The following is a 14,335-nucleotide window of genomic DNA, read 5'->3' as shown; positions in this document are numbered from 1 at the left end:
TCAGTCCTCCAGCGTGCCTGACCTCGCGTCGGCGCTCTTCTTGTCGCCGACCAGCTTCAAGAGATCCTCGCCGGCGCGGATGATGCGGCGCGAGCGGCGGGTCAGGATGACGCCGTCCTGCGGTGCCAGCACCTCGGTGCGGCCGCCGGCCTCGCCCGGTGTGTGGACGATGGTGGCGAGGCGCGCGCCCTTCGCGACGCGGTCACCGGGCTTGACGTCGTAGAGGATGGCGCCGGCCCTGGGCGCCGGCATCATGTCGATGTTTTCGAGCGGCGCGACGAGGCCCTTGAACGGGCTGGGCGGGGGAAGGGCGGTGTCGGCGATGACGCCGCGCGCCACCAGCAGCCGGTAGAGGCCTGCGGCATCGGAATTTGCCAGCGTGCCGTCGACATCCAGCATGCCACGGTATTCTACCGTAGTGGCAACGCGGCGGTCGAGCTTCGCCACGTTGGCGGGGACGTTCTGGTAGGGCATGATCGTGGCGCCCTCGAAGGTGCCGTCCGTGTCCTCGCTCCACAACACCACGGCGTCGATACCCATGGCGGCGGCGCAATCGGCCATTGCCGGCCACAGACTGGCGTGGACGTAGAGATAGGCAAGGCCCTCGTCGTCGCAATGCAGGTCGAGCACGATGTCGTGGCCGAGCGACAGCTGCACCAGACGGGTCTTCAATCGCTGGTCGGGGGTGCCAAGCGTGGTGTCGGGCAAAAGCTTGGCGTCCGGTGCTGCGAGCAACGGAAAGCCGCGGTTGAAATTGTTGCGGGTGCCGAGATGAAAGCGGCCCTGGTGCTCGCCGAAATGATATTGCGCGCGGCCGATCGGATTGGCCCAGGGCACGACCGTGATGCTGCCTTTGATGCGGCCTTCCGCTTCGGCCTTGTTCAGCGCCGGCATCAGCGCGTCGATGGCGACGACACCAGGCAATTCACCGGCGTGGAGTGCTGCCTGCACATAGGCCGAAGGTGCTGCCTTGTCGGCGCCGGCGAAGCGGAACACCGGGAATTCGTAGGAAACGCCTTCGGTATCGCCGACGATGCGTTCGATCGATTTCTGCATGGGATGCCTCCAGGATAAGAGGCAGAACACATGCACTTTTGCCGAAGGGCTGTCGATTGGTCCAGGTCGCGCCGCCATGGGCGCAATGGAATTATTCGGCGGCGGCCGGAACCGGCGTTATCGGCGCCGATCCTTCGAGCGCCTGCGAGACAACGGCTACGCTGACCGCCAGCAGGGCCAGCACCGCGCCGACCAGCGGCAAATGAGCATAGGAAACGCCGGCCGACAGAGCCACGCCGCCGATCCAGGCGCCGCTGGCATTGCCGACATTGAATGCGCCCTGGTTGAGCGTGGCGGCGAGGTTCGGCCCTTCCGAAGCCGCTTCGACGACGCGGATCTGCAGCGGCGGCACGACGACGAAGATCAGCAGTCCCCACAAGAAGACGATGCCGATGGCGACGCTGGCGATCGCGCCGTACTGCATGAAGCCGACAAACAGAACTGCCATCAAAAGCAGCGTGCCGATGACCGTCGGCATCAATTTCCAGTCGGCCAGCCGGCCGCCGATGATGTTGCCTATGGTCATGCCGGCGCCGAACAGCAGCAGGACCCAGGTGACCGCGGAGGTCGACAGGCCGGAGACATCGGTAAGGTAGGGCTTGATGTAGGTGAAGACGGCAAACGGGCTGGCCGAGGCCAGCGAGGCGATCAGCATGGCGAGCCAGACCTGCAGCTTGCCCAGCACGCGCAGTTCGCTGCGCAGGCCGCCGCCGCTCGGTTCGACGACATTGGATGGCACCAGCCAGGCGATGGCGGCAACAGAGATCAGGCCGATGCCGACGACGGCAAGGAAGGTGGAGCGCCAGCCGAAGGCTTCGCCAAGCGCGGTGCCGGCAGGAACGCCGAGAATGTTGGAGAGCGTCAATCCCGCGAACATCATCGCCATGGCGCTGGCGCGCTTGTTGCGCGGCACCAGGCTGGCGGCAACGACGGAACCAATGCCGAAAAAGGCGCCATGACCAAACGCGGTGAAGACGCGCGCGGCCATCAGAAGCCAGTAATTGGGCGCAATGGCGCAGAGCAGATTGCCGACGACGAACATCGCCGTCAGCGTGACCAGCACTGGCTTGCGCGGCAGATGCGCGGTGGCCATGGCAACGATGGGTGCGCCGAAGACGACGCCCAGCGCATAGCCGGTGACCAGCAGGCCGGCCGAGGGGATCGACACGCCGAGATCGGCCGCAACCTCCGGCAACAGGCCCATGATGACGAATTCGGTGGTGCCGATGCAGAAGGACCCAATGGCAAGCGCAAGGATCGGCAAAGGCATGGAAAATCCAGACTGAATCGGTTCAATTCAGACTGAACGAGAAGCCTTGCCGCGCGCAATGCACATTGCTGCAACGCACCAATGCAGAAAGCGCTGAGCTTGACGCGGAGTCATATCAGGCGAGCGGCTTCAGCTCCTGGGCGATGGTTGGCAACAGCTCCGAGACGTTGGGGTGGATATGCACGGCGCGCGCCAGCGTATCGACCGGCGCCTTGGCGTACATCAGGTCGAGCACGCAGTGCACCGCCTCGTCGCCGCCGGGGCCGAGCACGGAGCAGCCGAGGATTTGCCTGGTGTCGGCATCGACCAGGATTTTCATGAAACCTTGCGTCTCGCCCTTTTCGATGGCGCGGCCGACGCGGGTCATTGGCCGCTGGCCGACCAGCGCCTTGCGCCCGGATTTCTTCACCGCCGCCTCGGTCATGCCGCAGCGGCCGAGCGGCGGATCGATGTAGAGCGCGTAGGCCTCGATGCGGTCGCTGACCTTGCGCGGATCGTCGTCGAGCAGATTGGCGGCGACGATCTCATAATCGTTGTAGGAGGTGTGGGTGAAGGCGCCCTTGCCGTTGCAGTCGCCCATTGCCCAGATGCCGGGCACGCTGGTGCGCAGCTGGTCGTCGACGGTGACGAAGCCGCGCAGATCGACCGCGACGCCGGCCTTATCGAGGCCGAGATCGTCGGTGTTGGGGGTGCGGCCGAGTGCCAGAAGCACATGCGAGCCGACCGCCGGCGGCTTGCCGGATGAGAAGGTCACGGCGATGTCCTTGCCCTGTCTGGCAAAGCGGATGTCGTCGGCGCCGACATGGACTTCTATGGCTTCGTTTTCGAGGATCGACAGGATGGCCGCCGACACGTCCTCGTCCTCGCGGCCGGTCAGGCGCGAACTCTTCTCGATGACGGTGACTTCAGAGCCGAAGCGGCGAAACATCTGCGCGAATTCAAGAGAGATGTAGCTGCCGCCGACGACGATAAGATGGCGCGGCAAAACATCGAGATCCATCATCGAGGAGTTGGTGAGGTAGTCGACGTCGTTGACGCCCGGCAGGTCGGGCACCGAGGCGCGGCCGCCGGTGTTGAGGAAGATCTTTTCGGCGGTCAGAAGGTCGCCGCCGACACGCACGGTGTTGGCGGATTCGAAGCGGGCGTGGCCGCGATAAAGCGTGCAGCCCTTCATGCCGGCGATCCACGTCTCCAGATTGCTGCGGGAGTCGTTTGTGACCTTGTCCTTGCGCGCCTTGATCCTCTTGTAGTCCACGCCGACAGGGCCTGAGAACGTCACGCCGTAGTCCGCGGCACGCCGCGCCAGATGCGCGGCATAGGCGCTGGCGACCATGGTCTTGGTCGGCATGCAGCCGGTGTTGACGCAGGTGCCGCCGACCAGCTTGCGCTCGATCAGCGCCACGCTCATGCCGGCTGACGTCAGCCGGCCGGCGAGAGGAGGGCCGGCCTGTCCGGCGCCGATGATGATGGCGTCGTATGTCTTGGCGTCTGAGGCTTGGGCAGTCATACCACCGCCGCCACGATCAGCAGACCGCCGATGATCGCCACCGCGTCCTCGATGAGGGCGGCAGGCAAATCCTTGCCGAAGGCGGCGGCCAACCGGCCGCGCGCTTCGGCGCCGCCATAGGTGCCGATGACAGCACCGATGGCGCCGGCAATCAGGCCGCCAATGGTGGAACCGGCGGTGGCGCCGATCACCGCGCCGCTGAAGGCGCCAAGCAGGATGCGGGCGCCGAATTGCTGCGGCACCTTGCGGCTCGGCGTCGAGGGCAGCTGGTCGGTGACCAGTTCGACGATGGCGAGGATGGTGAAGATACCGACGGCGGCCCAATGGCCCATGAAACTTGCCCAGGTGCCGGCCACCGGCAGCCAGCCGAGATACGCGCCCCAGGCGATCGCGGCCGGCGCGGTCATGGCGCGAAGACCGGCAATGACGCCGATCAGAAGTGCAAGCAAATAGAGCATGTAGATCCCCTCGAAAGCAGGCCCGGGACTGGCCCACGAGGGCAAGCTAGCATAGGTCCTGCGTTTGACGAGAGTAGGCGATGGTGCTTCTTCCATCAGTGAGCATTGTACTTTGGTAAACAGTCGAACACGACGAAGGGACGGAGTCGCTGTGATGGCCGGAAGCGAACGCACAAGGATGATTGCAGGCGAATGGTACACCTGCATCGACGACGAACTGGAGGCGCTCCGCGTGATCGCGCGAGATGCGGTGTTCGAGCACAATGCGCTGCCGCCCCAGCAACGCGGCAATATCGGCCCGACGCTATTGGCGCTGCTCGGCAGCGCGGGCGAGGGCGGCCGCATCGAGGCGCCGTTCCACTGCGCCTACGGTTTCAACATCCATCTCGGCGACGGCGCCTTCCTCAATGCCGGCTGCACCATCCTCGACACCGCGCCGGTGCGTATCGGCAGGCGGACGCTTCTCGGCCCCAATGTGCAGATCTACTGCGCCGAGCACCACAAGGAGGCCGCGGGCCGTCAGGCGGGACTGGAGATTGCCCGGCCGGTCACCATTGGCAATGACGCCTGGATCGGCGGCAGCGCCATCATCCTCGGCGGCATCAGCATCGGCGATGGCGCCATAGTCGGCGCCGGCGCGGTGGTGACGCGCGACGTGCCTGACAACACCACGGTGGTCGGCAATCCGGCGCGGATGGTCAGGCACGGCTGAGTTTGTGGCCAATTGTTATTTTGGGAGTTTATCGACGGATCGAGCGACAGCGCCGGGCGGAGTTGCGGACGAGAATTCTCCACAGTTACCGCTCGACGGAGCTAAGCCGCTGGCTTTGAGGGGCGTTGCTTCCCAATCGGTCAGAAAGCATTTCTGCTGCTCCTGGATAATCAGGGCGTCAGACCGCAAGCCGAGATCGGAGTACAGAACGGCCGCTTCTGAGGGCATCTTGGTGGAAGCCTTCACAACGATCACAGGGAGCAATGGATGCCCTACTTCATAACACCAAATCGCTATGCCGCCGAGAATGTCGCCCCAGCCTCTTGTAGCCACGCCGAACTTTCTGGAAAGTTCGCCGTAGGTGATTGTCCCCTTCCCCGTTGCCACTGCGGCGAGGAAACTGGCCACGTCTAAGCGAAACTTCGTTTTCATCTTGGCATAGTGCGCTTCAGAAATTTGCCCCATCCTCTGTCCTCCCGTGGTTTGGCAGCTATGTCGAGCTACTCGAATTCGAGGTCTCCGGCACCCCAGCTCAAATGCCCTCTTCGAGCTGCCTGAACCGGCTCGAAATCGGCTTCGCCCTCGACCTCGGGATTGCCAGGCACAATAAGGTCCTCCCTTTTCAAAGGAGTCCACCTCGGCATCGAACCAAACGTCATTGCGTCCAGAGATCCGATTTCGATGCCGGCGGCAGGGTAGCGCTCAGGATGCGGCAAGTCGTTGCGAAGCCGGCGGTCTTCCTCCTTGGTCACCGTGACCAGGGGGCACTTCTGAAGCGTGTCGGTGAAGTATGACACAATCTGCTCAAAGCTCACCTGGCTACCCAACGTGAGCATTTCGGCATACATCGCTTTCAGCGGGAGCATGTGCTCCAAGATGGTTCCCTTGCTGAATTCTGCCCTATTGGAAACAGCCATCAACTCTGCTGCATGCCGACTTATTGTCAGGTTGATGCCCTTTGCGAGCGTGCTCGCATAATACCGTCCAGAGAAGTGAAAGGCCTCTGTGGTGGTCCGCATAAGCCGGGCGACTCTGGACGTATAAGGAATGCGGGCCGAAACGAACGCATGAATGGCCCGAAGTTCGATTTCAGTCACAGGGTCCATATCGCCTTCCTGTTCTCTCCATGTCCAGATATTAGCGTTCGCTAAATCGACTGACAACAGGAACAGACCGCATCCAGTCGGCACATCGCCCCTCCGCTAACGCAAAGTTGATCTCCATCTTGGATTGACTTCAAAGAGGCGAAGCAAGTTCCTTCTAATCACGAGAAATGGAGGAAGGAATGGCTGAAGAGGTCAGTCCGAATAATCCTGCTGAGGCTGGGGCTGAAGTTACCAAGACCGACGGTATTACGCATGGTACCATTACTATCGATCAATTCTGGGATGATAACCCGTTCATTATGCCTTGGATGACACAATACCTCCCACGAAATCGTATGTGGAAAGATGGCATCTTTGTCATATATAATTTCTTTTCTCCGTTGTCGTACTAGTGATATTATCAAAGATAATTTTACTGCCGGACAAAGTTGTTTTTGCTCCCGGAATTATTTTGATAATTTGGGATTCGTATCTTTTGGCAAAGTTTAATACGAGAATGGCCCGTGCACAGGGAAGATTTATTAGAGCCAAGCTGAATGAGAGACCTTTTTCCGAGAGGATTCGGATCGGAGTGAAGGGAATCAAAGAATGGTTGAATCCTTAAATCGGAGGCCCACAATGCAGAGGTTTTCGAAGTCGCTTTGTTTCGTCTCCGGCATGCTTATGGCCGGCGTCGCCCATGCTGGACAAGCGGAACAGGCCTATAAAAGAGGAGATTACGCAACGGCTGTCGAATTGTGGAGCGTCATGGCTAAGACCGGTGATGCCCAGGCGGAGGACAATCTTGGCACCGCTTACGCCGAAGGGCATGGTGTCGTCCAGGATTACGTTCAAGCTGTCGCCTGGTATCGTAGGGCAGCGGACCAGGGCGATGCTCAAGCAGAGCACAATCTCGGCTCTCTTTACGACCGTGGGCTAGGCGTCAAGCAGGACTATGCCGAAGCTGCAATTTGGTTTCGTAAAGCTGCCGGTCAAGGATTAGCGGTCGCTCAGACCAATCTCGGGCTGCTGTACAGAGATGGAAGAGGCGTCCCGCAGGACTATAGAGAAGCTGCCACGTGGTTCCGTGAGGCCGCCGGCCAAGGAACGCCCATTGCCCAATACTTTCTGGGTTTGGCTTACGCCAAAGGTCAGGGCGTCGCCCAGGATTATGCCGAGGCAATCGCATGGTATCGCAAAGGGGCAGAGCAGGGAAACGCACTGGCGCAGCATGATCTTGGCGTGGCTTATGCGGAGGGTCTCGGAGTTACGCTTGACTATGCGCAAGCCGACTCGTGGTTCCAGAAGGCTGCGGACCAGGGGAATGCTGGTGCTGAGTACGACCTAGGTGTTTCGTACTACAAAGGGCTAGGGGTTCCTTTAGACTATGTGCAGGCCGTTGCCTGGCTGCGGAAGTCTGCCGACCAAGGGAACGCTAAAGCCGAGAATAGTCTTGGAGTAGCTTACCTGGATGGCCATGGTGTGAAGCAGGATACTGCCCAAGCTCTCATTTTGATTCGCAAGGCCGCTGATCGAGGAGATTCCACTGCCAAGGCCAATCTTATCAAGTTGGATCCGCCGGCAAAAAAGGCCTAAGATTCGCTATTTCTGAGAATTTCGAAGCTCATAACTGGTGGGCAACACCTGTTGAATACGTGTCCGCCGATGATCAATGAGACAGGGCGGACATCGCCTGCTCGCCGGTCCGCCTGGAGAATTCGCGCCGGTACTGCGCCGGCGAGGTCCGCAGTCGTGCGGCGAAATGCTGGCGCAGCGAGGTGGCGCTGCCGAAGCCGGCTTCGAAGGCCACCATGTCCATCGATTTTTCCGTCGCCTCCAGCAGCCGTTGCGCCAGTTCGATGCGTTGGCCGGCCAACCATTCGCCAAAGCTGGTGCCGATCGATTTCTGGAAACGGCGGGTGAAAGTGCGCCGGGTCAGGCCCGCGGCCTCCGCGACGCGGTCGAGGTTGTGCGTTTGTCCGAGCGTTGCCCGCACCGTGTCGAGCGCCAGGGTGAAGCGGTCGGTGGCCGGGGTTTTCGCCAGCGGGCGCTCGATGAACTGCGCTTGCCCACCCTGCCGGTGCGGCGACAGCACGATGTGCCTGGCCAGCCGCAGCGCTACCTCTGCGCCATAGCGGGCGCGCACAATGTGCAGGCAGCAATCGAGCCCGGCGGCGACGCCGGCCGAGGTGACGATGTCGCCGTCGTCGACATAGAGCACGTCGGCGTCGACTTCGATGTCCGGGTATAATGTTTGCAGCCGGTCGGTGGAGGCCCAATGTGTCGTCGCACGCCGGCCCGCAAGCAGCCCGGCGGCGGCAATGGCGAAGGTGCCGAGACAGAGGCCGACGATCAGCGCACCGCGCCGGTGCGCGTGGGTGAGCGCTGCCAGGAGCGGCGGCGGAAGTGGGGCCTCGAGATCCTTCCAGCTCGGAATGATGACGATGTCGGCATCGTCGAATGCGGAAAGGCCATACGGCACCGCGATGGTCAGCCCGGCATCGGTGTGGATCGCTCCATCGTCGAGTGCGCAGACGCGAAAGTCGAAACGCGGCAGGCCAAGCTTGGTGCGGTCGGTGCCGAACACCACGCACGGCACGGAGAGGTGGAACGGGCTGATGCCGTCAAAGGCGAGAACGACAATGATCGGGTCGGCCATGCGTGTTTCCAGCAAGCGAAAAGCGGATTGTCCCAATTCTTTCGACTGATGTCAATCGGGCCACTTTTGGCAGTCGGGCGATTCGCCTATTTCCTGTCCCATTCAAGCTCGAAGGAGAACACCATGTCCGCCAATATCACGCCGCGCCGCGCACTCATCGTTATCGATGTCCAGAATGATTATGATGGCGGCAACCTCGCCATCCAGTGTCCGCCGTTCCGCGACAGCGTCGTCAATGTCGCGCGCGCTATGGATGCCGCCGCTGCGGCCGGCGTGAAGGTGGTGGTCGTCAAGCAGATGGCGCCCGAGACCTCGCCAGTCTTCGCCAAGGGCAGCCATGGCGGCGAACTGCATCCCGAGATCGCCCGGCGAAGCCGCGACCACTATGTCGAGAAGTCACTGCCTAGCGCCTTTGCCGGCACCGACCTCGAGGCGTGGCTGCGCGCCAATACCATCGATACGATAACGGTGATCGGCTACATGACGCATAATTGCGACCTGTCGACCATCATCCACGCTGCGCATGTCGGCTTTGCGGTCGAGTTCCTGTCCGACGCCGCCGGTTCGCTGCCTTACGCCAACAGCGCCGGCTACGCCTCGGCCGAGGAGATCCACCGCGTGGTGTCCATCATCCTGCAGTCGCGCTTTGCGGCCGTGCTCAAGACCGCCGAATGGATCGATTGCCTGAAGACCGGTGCTTTGCCCGAACGCGACACGCCTTATGCGTCCAACCAGCGCGCGCTGGCGCGCAACGCTGCATAGGCAATCTGCGCCCGAAAAGCAAAAGGGCGGCCAGTGGCCGCCCTTCTTGGATCTCGCAACGATCTCGAAATTTTCAGAACAGGCCTTCGATCTGGCCGGCCTCGTTGAGGAAGATCTTTTCCGAGGACGGCGCCTTGGGCAGGCCGGGCATGGTCATGACCTCACCGCAGATGACGACGACGAAGCCGGCGCCCGCCGAAAGCCTGACCTCGCGTACCGGCACGGTGTGCCCGGTCGGCGCGCCGCGCAGGTTCGGGTCGGTCGAGAAGGAATATTGGGTCTTGGCCATGCAGACCGGCAGGTGCCCGTAGCCGGCCTGCTCCCAGGCATGCAGCTGGTCGCGCACCGACTTGTCGGCGATCGCCTCGTCGCCGCGATAGATGCGCTGGACGATGGTGTTGATCTTCTCGAACAGCGGCATTGCGTCGGGATAGAGCGGCGCGAACTGCGAGGCGCCGGATTCGGCGATCTCGACGACCTTGCGCGCCAACTCCTCAATGCCGGCAGAGCCATTGGCCCAATGCTTGCACAGGATCGCCTCGGCGCCGAGCGAGGCGACGAAATCCTTCATTGCCTGGATTTCCACCTCGGTATCGGTGGTGAAATGATTGATCGCCACGATCGCAGGCACGCCGAACTGTTTCACATTCTCGATGTGGCGGCCCAGATTGAGGCAGCCCTTCTTGACTGCCTCGATGTTTTCCTTGCCGAGGTCTTCCTTCTTGACGCCGCCATTCATCTTCATGGCGCGCACGGTGGCGACGATGACGGCAGCCGCCGGCTTCAAACCCGCCTTGCGGCACTTGATGTCGAAGAATTTTTCGGCTCCGAGGTCGGCGCCGAAGCCGGCTTCGGTGACGACGTAGTCGGCGAGCTTCAGCGCCGTGGTGGTGGCGACCACCGAGTTGCAGCCATGGGCGATGTTGGCGAACGGGCCGCCATGCACGAAGGCAGGGTTGTTCTCCAGCGTCTGCACCAGGTTTGGCTGCATGGCGTCCTTCAGCAGCACCGCCATGGCGCCGTCGGCCTTCAAGTCGCGGGCATAGACCGGGCTCTTGTCGCGGCGGTAGGCGACGATGATGTCGCCGAGGCGCTTTTCCAGATCCTTGAGGTCGGTGGAAAGGCACAGGATCGCCATCACTTCAGAGGCGACGGTGATGTCGAAGCCTGCCTCGCGCGGATAACCGTTGGCGACGCCGCCGAGCGAGCAGATGATTTCGCGCAGCGCCCGGTCGTTCATGTCCATGACGCGGCGCCAGGCGACGCGGCGGGTGTCGATGCCGAGCTCATTGCCCCAGTAGATGTGGTTGTCGATCAGCGCCGACAAAAGATTGTGCGCCGTGGTGATGGCGTGGAAGTCGCCGGTGAAGTGGAGGTTCATGTCCTCCATCGGCACGACCTGCGCGTAGCCGCCGCCGGCGGCACCGCCCTTGACGCCGAAATTCGGGCCGAGCGAAGCCTCGCGGATGCAGACGATCGCCTTCTTGCCGATGCGGTTCAGACCGTCACCAAGGCCGACGGTGGTGGTCGTCTTGCCTTCGCCGGCCGGCGTCGGGTTGATGGCGGTGACGAGGATCAGCTTGCCGTCCTTGTTGCCCTTCACCGATTTGATGAATTCGGCCGAAATCTTCGCCTTGTCGTGGCCGTAGGGCAAAAGGTGCTCGGTCGGGATGCCGATCTTGGCGCCGATCTCCTGGATCTGCTTTTTCTTGGCGCCGCGCGCGATCTCGATGTCGGACTTCACTTCGGCCATGACGGCTTTCCTTCGGATTGGACGGTGGAGGGGACGGGTTTGATCTCACTCGCAGGCATGTTGAACCCGGGCGCGGGCATGTTCTAACCCTGTCGCTGCCGCGGCGTCAACTTGCATGCAACTATGTTTCCTATGAAGAAAGTGTCTCCGCGGCCGGCCGACCTGTCGCCGGTTCTTCCTGGCTCCGTTGCCGCGCCGTATAGAAGCCAGAGGACGCGACGTTCCGCCGTCTCAAAACAGCCGCCCAATGCACGGAATGCGACAGAGGCGACGGCGCAAATTCGCCATCGCTCGCCGGGAAAGCAGTGAACGCTACTGAGTCAGGACGTTGCTGATCTCGACCATGTTGGAGCGCACGCGAAGCACGTAGAAACCCATCGTCGTCAGGTGCGTCGGCATGATCCAGCCATCCTCGCGGCCATTGGCGATGATGAAGGGCTGGATGCGCAGGGCCGAGACGAATTGCGCATCCATCGTGTCCCACAGATTGCCGAGATGCTTTTCCTTGATGACGTCCTCGAAGTCGGCCTGGGCGCCCTTCATCAGGCCGTAATAGGCATAGAGCTGGCCATAGGCGAACCAGAAGCGGTCATCGGCGCGGAAGTCGAACCAGCCATTGTTATGGTTTTCGGCGCGCTCCTTGAGGATCGCCGAGGTCGAACCGATGTCGGAGGAGATGCGGTCGATATACTGCTTCAGATTGTCGGCGCGGGCATCGAACGTCGCCTGGCAGCTGCCGAGGCGGGCGTTGAAGGAGCGCAGCTTGGTGACGGCATCGCGATAATAACTCGGCGTCGGCGTCTTGGGGCCGAACGGGTTGAGGCCGAAATACCAGGTCTCCTCGTCGAACTGCAGATTGCCGCGCGCATCCTGCAGGTCGCCGTCGATCTGCGATGTGGTGCGGACACGGCCGAGATTGTCGGCAAGCTCGGTGGCGGTGCGCCGCACCGCCTGGTTGATGCCGCGCTGGAACGAGGCCTTGTTGTCCATGAACGGCGTGTTGTCCCAGTCGATGCCGAACAGGCCGAGTTTGTAGAGGATCATCGACGAGATCCAGGCATTCTGGTTGACGTTGAAGTCCGTCAGGTCGGCCGCCACCTGGGCGATGCCCGAATTGCCGCAGGTCTTGGCGGTGTCGGTGCCGGCGCCGGCCGCGACCTGTTCGCCGGCGGAAATGTTGCGGTTCTCGAAGGTGTATTTGTCGACGTAGTTGGGATCGAACTTGTTCCACCACTGGGTGGCGTAGAAGAAATTGGCGTAGAGGCCGATCAATACCAGAAGCGCGAGGCCGACCACAGCCTTCAGGATCCAGCCGCGCTGCGTATACCAGCGCCCAGCCCAGAGGAACGGCCACAGGATCGCGCCGATGACGAGGCCGATGCCGCGGCCTATCCATTGGAAGATGCGGGTGAAGAAATTCACGATCGGATCAAGCATGGCTCTCGTTCACCCCTCAGTCAGTCAGGCCGTAAAGGCGCGTGCGAAACGCCACTTTGTCTTTCAAATATGTGGTTTTCAGAACGTCCACAACATGCGACCGCCAGGCGTCGCTGTAGCCGTCATAGTCCTTGTAGAAGCCCGGCTTGTTGAAGACGTAACGCGAGACAAAGTCCTGCGGCACGAAATCCGAGATCAGCTGGTTGGTCAGCCAGGCGTCGGGATGGTCGGGCTTGCCACGCACGACCAGGAAGCGCTGTTGCGGAAACACATCCTCGATCTTGAGATGGCCGAGCTGGGCGATCTCACGCTTGGCGGCGTTGAGAAAGGGGAAATTGCCGTCCTTGGTGATCAGATCGGCATGGCCATGGATCCAGGTCTGCAGCCAGACCTTGTCGACCTCGGTCAAATTGCGGTTCGGCTCTGTGTCGCGGATGAGAGAGCGCACCACCATCTCGGCGCGATGCTCGAGATAGCCCGAGCTTTCGACCCATGACGCGCGCGGCAATTCGATGCGGCCGGTGCTGGCCAGGAACTTGAACACCTTGTCGGCATCGTTGATCGAGAGATAGCTGACCTGCCAGGGCCGCGAACGGCGAAAGCCGGGGGCGGCCGGGTCGCCGATGACGGTGGTCATATCAGGATCGACGAAGACGTAGACGCCGCCGAAATGGCTGGTCCAGTAGGCGTTGTGGCGGAAGATCACCTGGTCGGGCACCAGCGCATTCTCACGGATATCGCCGCAGACCTTCGCCAGCTCCACCATACGGCTCAGCATGGTGTTGTCGCGCCAGGCATCGGGCTCCTGCTTCAGCCGGTCGACCAGCTTGCCGAGTTCGGCGGCCTTGCCCAGCACGTCCTCGGCCGAAAGCACCCGGAACTCGACCTGGCTGATCGACAGCAGATCCTCGATGTCGTTGACCAGGGGAACGGAATCCTCGATCTCGCCGTAGATGACATCCTTGATGGTCAGCGCATCGATGGCGCGCTGGTTCTTGGACATGAACTCGAACATCAGCTGCGAGGTGTTGGAAAAGGCGGTGTGCACCACCGGCAGATCGATCTGCGAAGGCGTCAGGATGATGAAGCGGCGGTTGACCTCATTGGGGTCGAGATAATCGTAATCGCCGCATTCCTCGGCCACTTCGGGCGAGAAGCCGGTGCGGTCGATCTGGAAGCTCTTCAGCTTGGTGGGCTTGAGGCCGAAGGCAACAAGCGCCTTGTTGTAGCGCTGGATGAGGTGCGACTCGTCGACGGTGAGCAAGCGGCCGTAGATCAGCTCATTGTCGCGGAGAAGGTCGGGTTTTTTGGCGTGGCTCATGCAGAACGTTCCGAGCGGCGTTGCCTGTTGTGGCGAAGCGCCAACGCTGACGCCTCCCTCTCCCCGTTCTTCACGGGGAGAGGGTAAGGGTGAGGGGCAGCGCTAGCATTCAAGGACATGTCTCCCCATGGCCTTTGGCGTCAATAAATCGAAGATCATTGGTCCGGATGTCCCGATCGAGGCGCTGTTCGATAGCTGCCAGTATGGTCGTAGCGATCTCTGGTCCACGCATGCGCCGCCCCTCACCCTTGCCCTCGCCGCGTGAAGGACGGGGAGAGGGGGGCGTCAGCGTTAGCGCCAAGCCTTTCAGCACCC

15 protein-coding genes are annotated in these 14,335 nt (G+C 61.8%); 5 read left to right on the top strand and 10 right to left on the bottom strand.

Annotated features, from left to right (window positions below; translation table 11 throughout):
- From NLY37_RS16325 to NLY37_RS16310, 4 genes are all read right to left on the bottom strand, one after another.
- Nucleotides 1-1,056, bottom strand: coding sequence for a succinylglutamate desuccinylase/aspartoacylase family protein (locus NLY37_RS16325; protein ID WP_023741044.1), 1,056 nt, complete (start codon nucleotides 1,054-1,056; stop codon nucleotides 1-3).
- Between the two features lie 91 nt (nucleotides 1,057-1,147).
- Complete coding sequence (locus NLY37_RS16320) at nucleotides 1,148-2,326, bottom strand: MFS transporter (protein WP_023741045.1); 1,179 nt, start codon at nucleotides 2,324-2,326, stop codon at nucleotides 1,148-1,150.
- 115 nt (nucleotides 2,327-2,441) lie between these two features.
- On the bottom strand, nucleotides 2,442-3,833 hold the full coding sequence (locus NLY37_RS16315) for an FAD-containing oxidoreductase (protein WP_023741046.1): 1,392 nt from the start codon (nucleotides 3,831-3,833) through the stop codon (nucleotides 2,442-2,444).
- Nucleotides 3,830-4,291 carry a membrane protein gene (locus NLY37_RS16310; RefSeq protein WP_023695827.1) on the bottom strand — a complete coding sequence of 154 codons (462 nt, stop codon included), beginning with the start codon at nucleotides 4,289-4,291 and terminating at the stop codon, nucleotides 3,830-3,832. Before NLY37_RS16310 ends, NLY37_RS16315 begins: the two co-directional genes overlap by 4 nt.
- A 154-nt stretch (nucleotides 4,292-4,445) precedes the next feature.
- Here NLY37_RS16310 and NLY37_RS16305 point away from each other — a divergent pair, with 154 nt between their 5' ends.
- Nucleotides 4,446-5,003 (top strand): sugar O-acetyltransferase, encoded by a 558-nt coding sequence (locus NLY37_RS16305; protein ID WP_023741047.1) that lies wholly within the window; start codon nucleotides 4,446-4,448, stop codon nucleotides 5,001-5,003.
- A 15-nt stretch (nucleotides 5,004-5,018) separates the two neighbouring features.
- On the opposite strand, the gene NLY37_RS16300 is transcribed toward NLY37_RS16305, so the two are convergent.
- Nucleotides 5,019-5,468, bottom strand: coding sequence for a hypothetical protein (locus NLY37_RS16300; protein WP_023713959.1), 450 nt, complete (start codon nucleotides 5,466-5,468; stop codon nucleotides 5,019-5,021).
- Nucleotides 5,469-5,503: 35 nt separating this feature from the next.
- Nucleotides 5,504-6,109, bottom strand: a complete 606-nt coding sequence (locus NLY37_RS16295; protein ID WP_023683658.1) for a hypothetical protein — start codon at nucleotides 6,107-6,109, stop codon at nucleotides 5,504-5,506.
- A 179-nt stretch (nucleotides 6,110-6,288) separates the two neighbouring features.
- Here NLY37_RS16295 and NLY37_RS16290 point away from each other — a divergent pair, with 179 nt between their 5' ends.
- Nucleotides 6,289-6,501, top strand: a complete 213-nt coding sequence (locus tag NLY37_RS16290; RefSeq protein ID WP_156933895.1) for a hypothetical protein — start codon at nucleotides 6,289-6,291, stop codon at nucleotides 6,499-6,501.
- A 226-nt stretch (nucleotides 6,502-6,727) separates the two neighbouring features.
- Nucleotides 6,728-7,684: an SEL1-like repeat protein gene (locus NLY37_RS16285; RefSeq protein WP_023713957.1), complete on the top strand. Its 957-nt coding sequence runs from the start codon at nucleotides 6,728-6,730 to the stop codon at nucleotides 7,682-7,684.
- A gap of 73 nt (nucleotides 7,685-7,757) precedes the next feature.
- On the opposite strand, the gene NLY37_RS16280 is transcribed toward NLY37_RS16285, so the two are convergent.
- A complete protein-coding gene (locus NLY37_RS16280; protein ID WP_023741049.1) occupies nucleotides 7,758-8,747 on the bottom strand; it encodes a helix-turn-helix domain-containing protein in 990 nt (329 codons plus the stop codon).
- A gap of 123 nt (nucleotides 8,748-8,870) precedes the next feature.
- Here NLY37_RS16280 and NLY37_RS16275 point away from each other — a divergent pair, with 123 nt between their 5' ends.
- Nucleotides 8,871-9,509, top strand: a complete 639-nt coding sequence (locus NLY37_RS16275; RefSeq protein ID WP_023741050.1) for an isochorismatase family protein — start codon at nucleotides 8,871-8,873, stop codon at nucleotides 9,507-9,509.
- Nucleotides 9,510-9,582: 73 nt separating this feature from the next.
- On the opposite strand, the gene NLY37_RS16270 is transcribed toward NLY37_RS16275, so the two are convergent.
- The 3 genes from NLY37_RS16270 to NLY37_RS16260 all read right to left on the bottom strand — a co-directional run bounded on the left by NLY37_RS16270 (nucleotide 9,583) and on the right by NLY37_RS16260 (nucleotide 14,020).
- A complete protein-coding gene (locus NLY37_RS16270; RefSeq protein ID WP_023741051.1) occupies nucleotides 9,583-11,262 on the bottom strand; it encodes a formate--tetrahydrofolate ligase in 1,680 nt (559 codons plus the stop codon).
- Nucleotides 11,263-11,574: 312 nt separating this feature from the next.
- Nucleotides 11,575-12,699, bottom strand: a complete 1,125-nt coding sequence (locus tag NLY37_RS16265) for a DUF2333 family protein (RefSeq protein ID WP_023686165.1) — start codon at nucleotides 12,697-12,699, stop codon at nucleotides 11,575-11,577.
- Nucleotides 12,700-12,715: 16 nt separating this feature from the next.
- Nucleotides 12,716-14,020 carry a DUF6638 family protein gene (locus tag NLY37_RS16260; RefSeq protein ID WP_023683664.1) on the bottom strand — a complete coding sequence of 435 codons (1,305 nt, stop codon included), beginning with the start codon at nucleotides 14,018-14,020 and terminating at the stop codon, nucleotides 12,716-12,718.
- A 127-nt stretch (nucleotides 14,021-14,147) separates the two neighbouring features.
- Here NLY37_RS16260 and NLY37_RS16255 point away from each other — a divergent pair, with 127 nt between their 5' ends.
- Nucleotides 14,148-14,285 carry a hypothetical protein gene (locus NLY37_RS16255; RefSeq protein WP_023701543.1) on the top strand — a complete coding sequence of 46 codons (138 nt, stop codon included), beginning with the start codon at nucleotides 14,148-14,150 and terminating at the stop codon, nucleotides 14,283-14,285.
- The last annotated feature ends 50 nt before the right edge of the window (nucleotides 14,286-14,335 follow it).

This window comes from Mesorhizobium sp. C395A, from assembly GCF_030323205.1.
In the GTDB taxonomy this organism is placed as follows: domain Bacteria; phylum Pseudomonadota; class Alphaproteobacteria; order Rhizobiales; family Rhizobiaceae; genus Mesorhizobium.
This window is presented reverse-complemented; position numbering and strand designations above follow the sequence as displayed.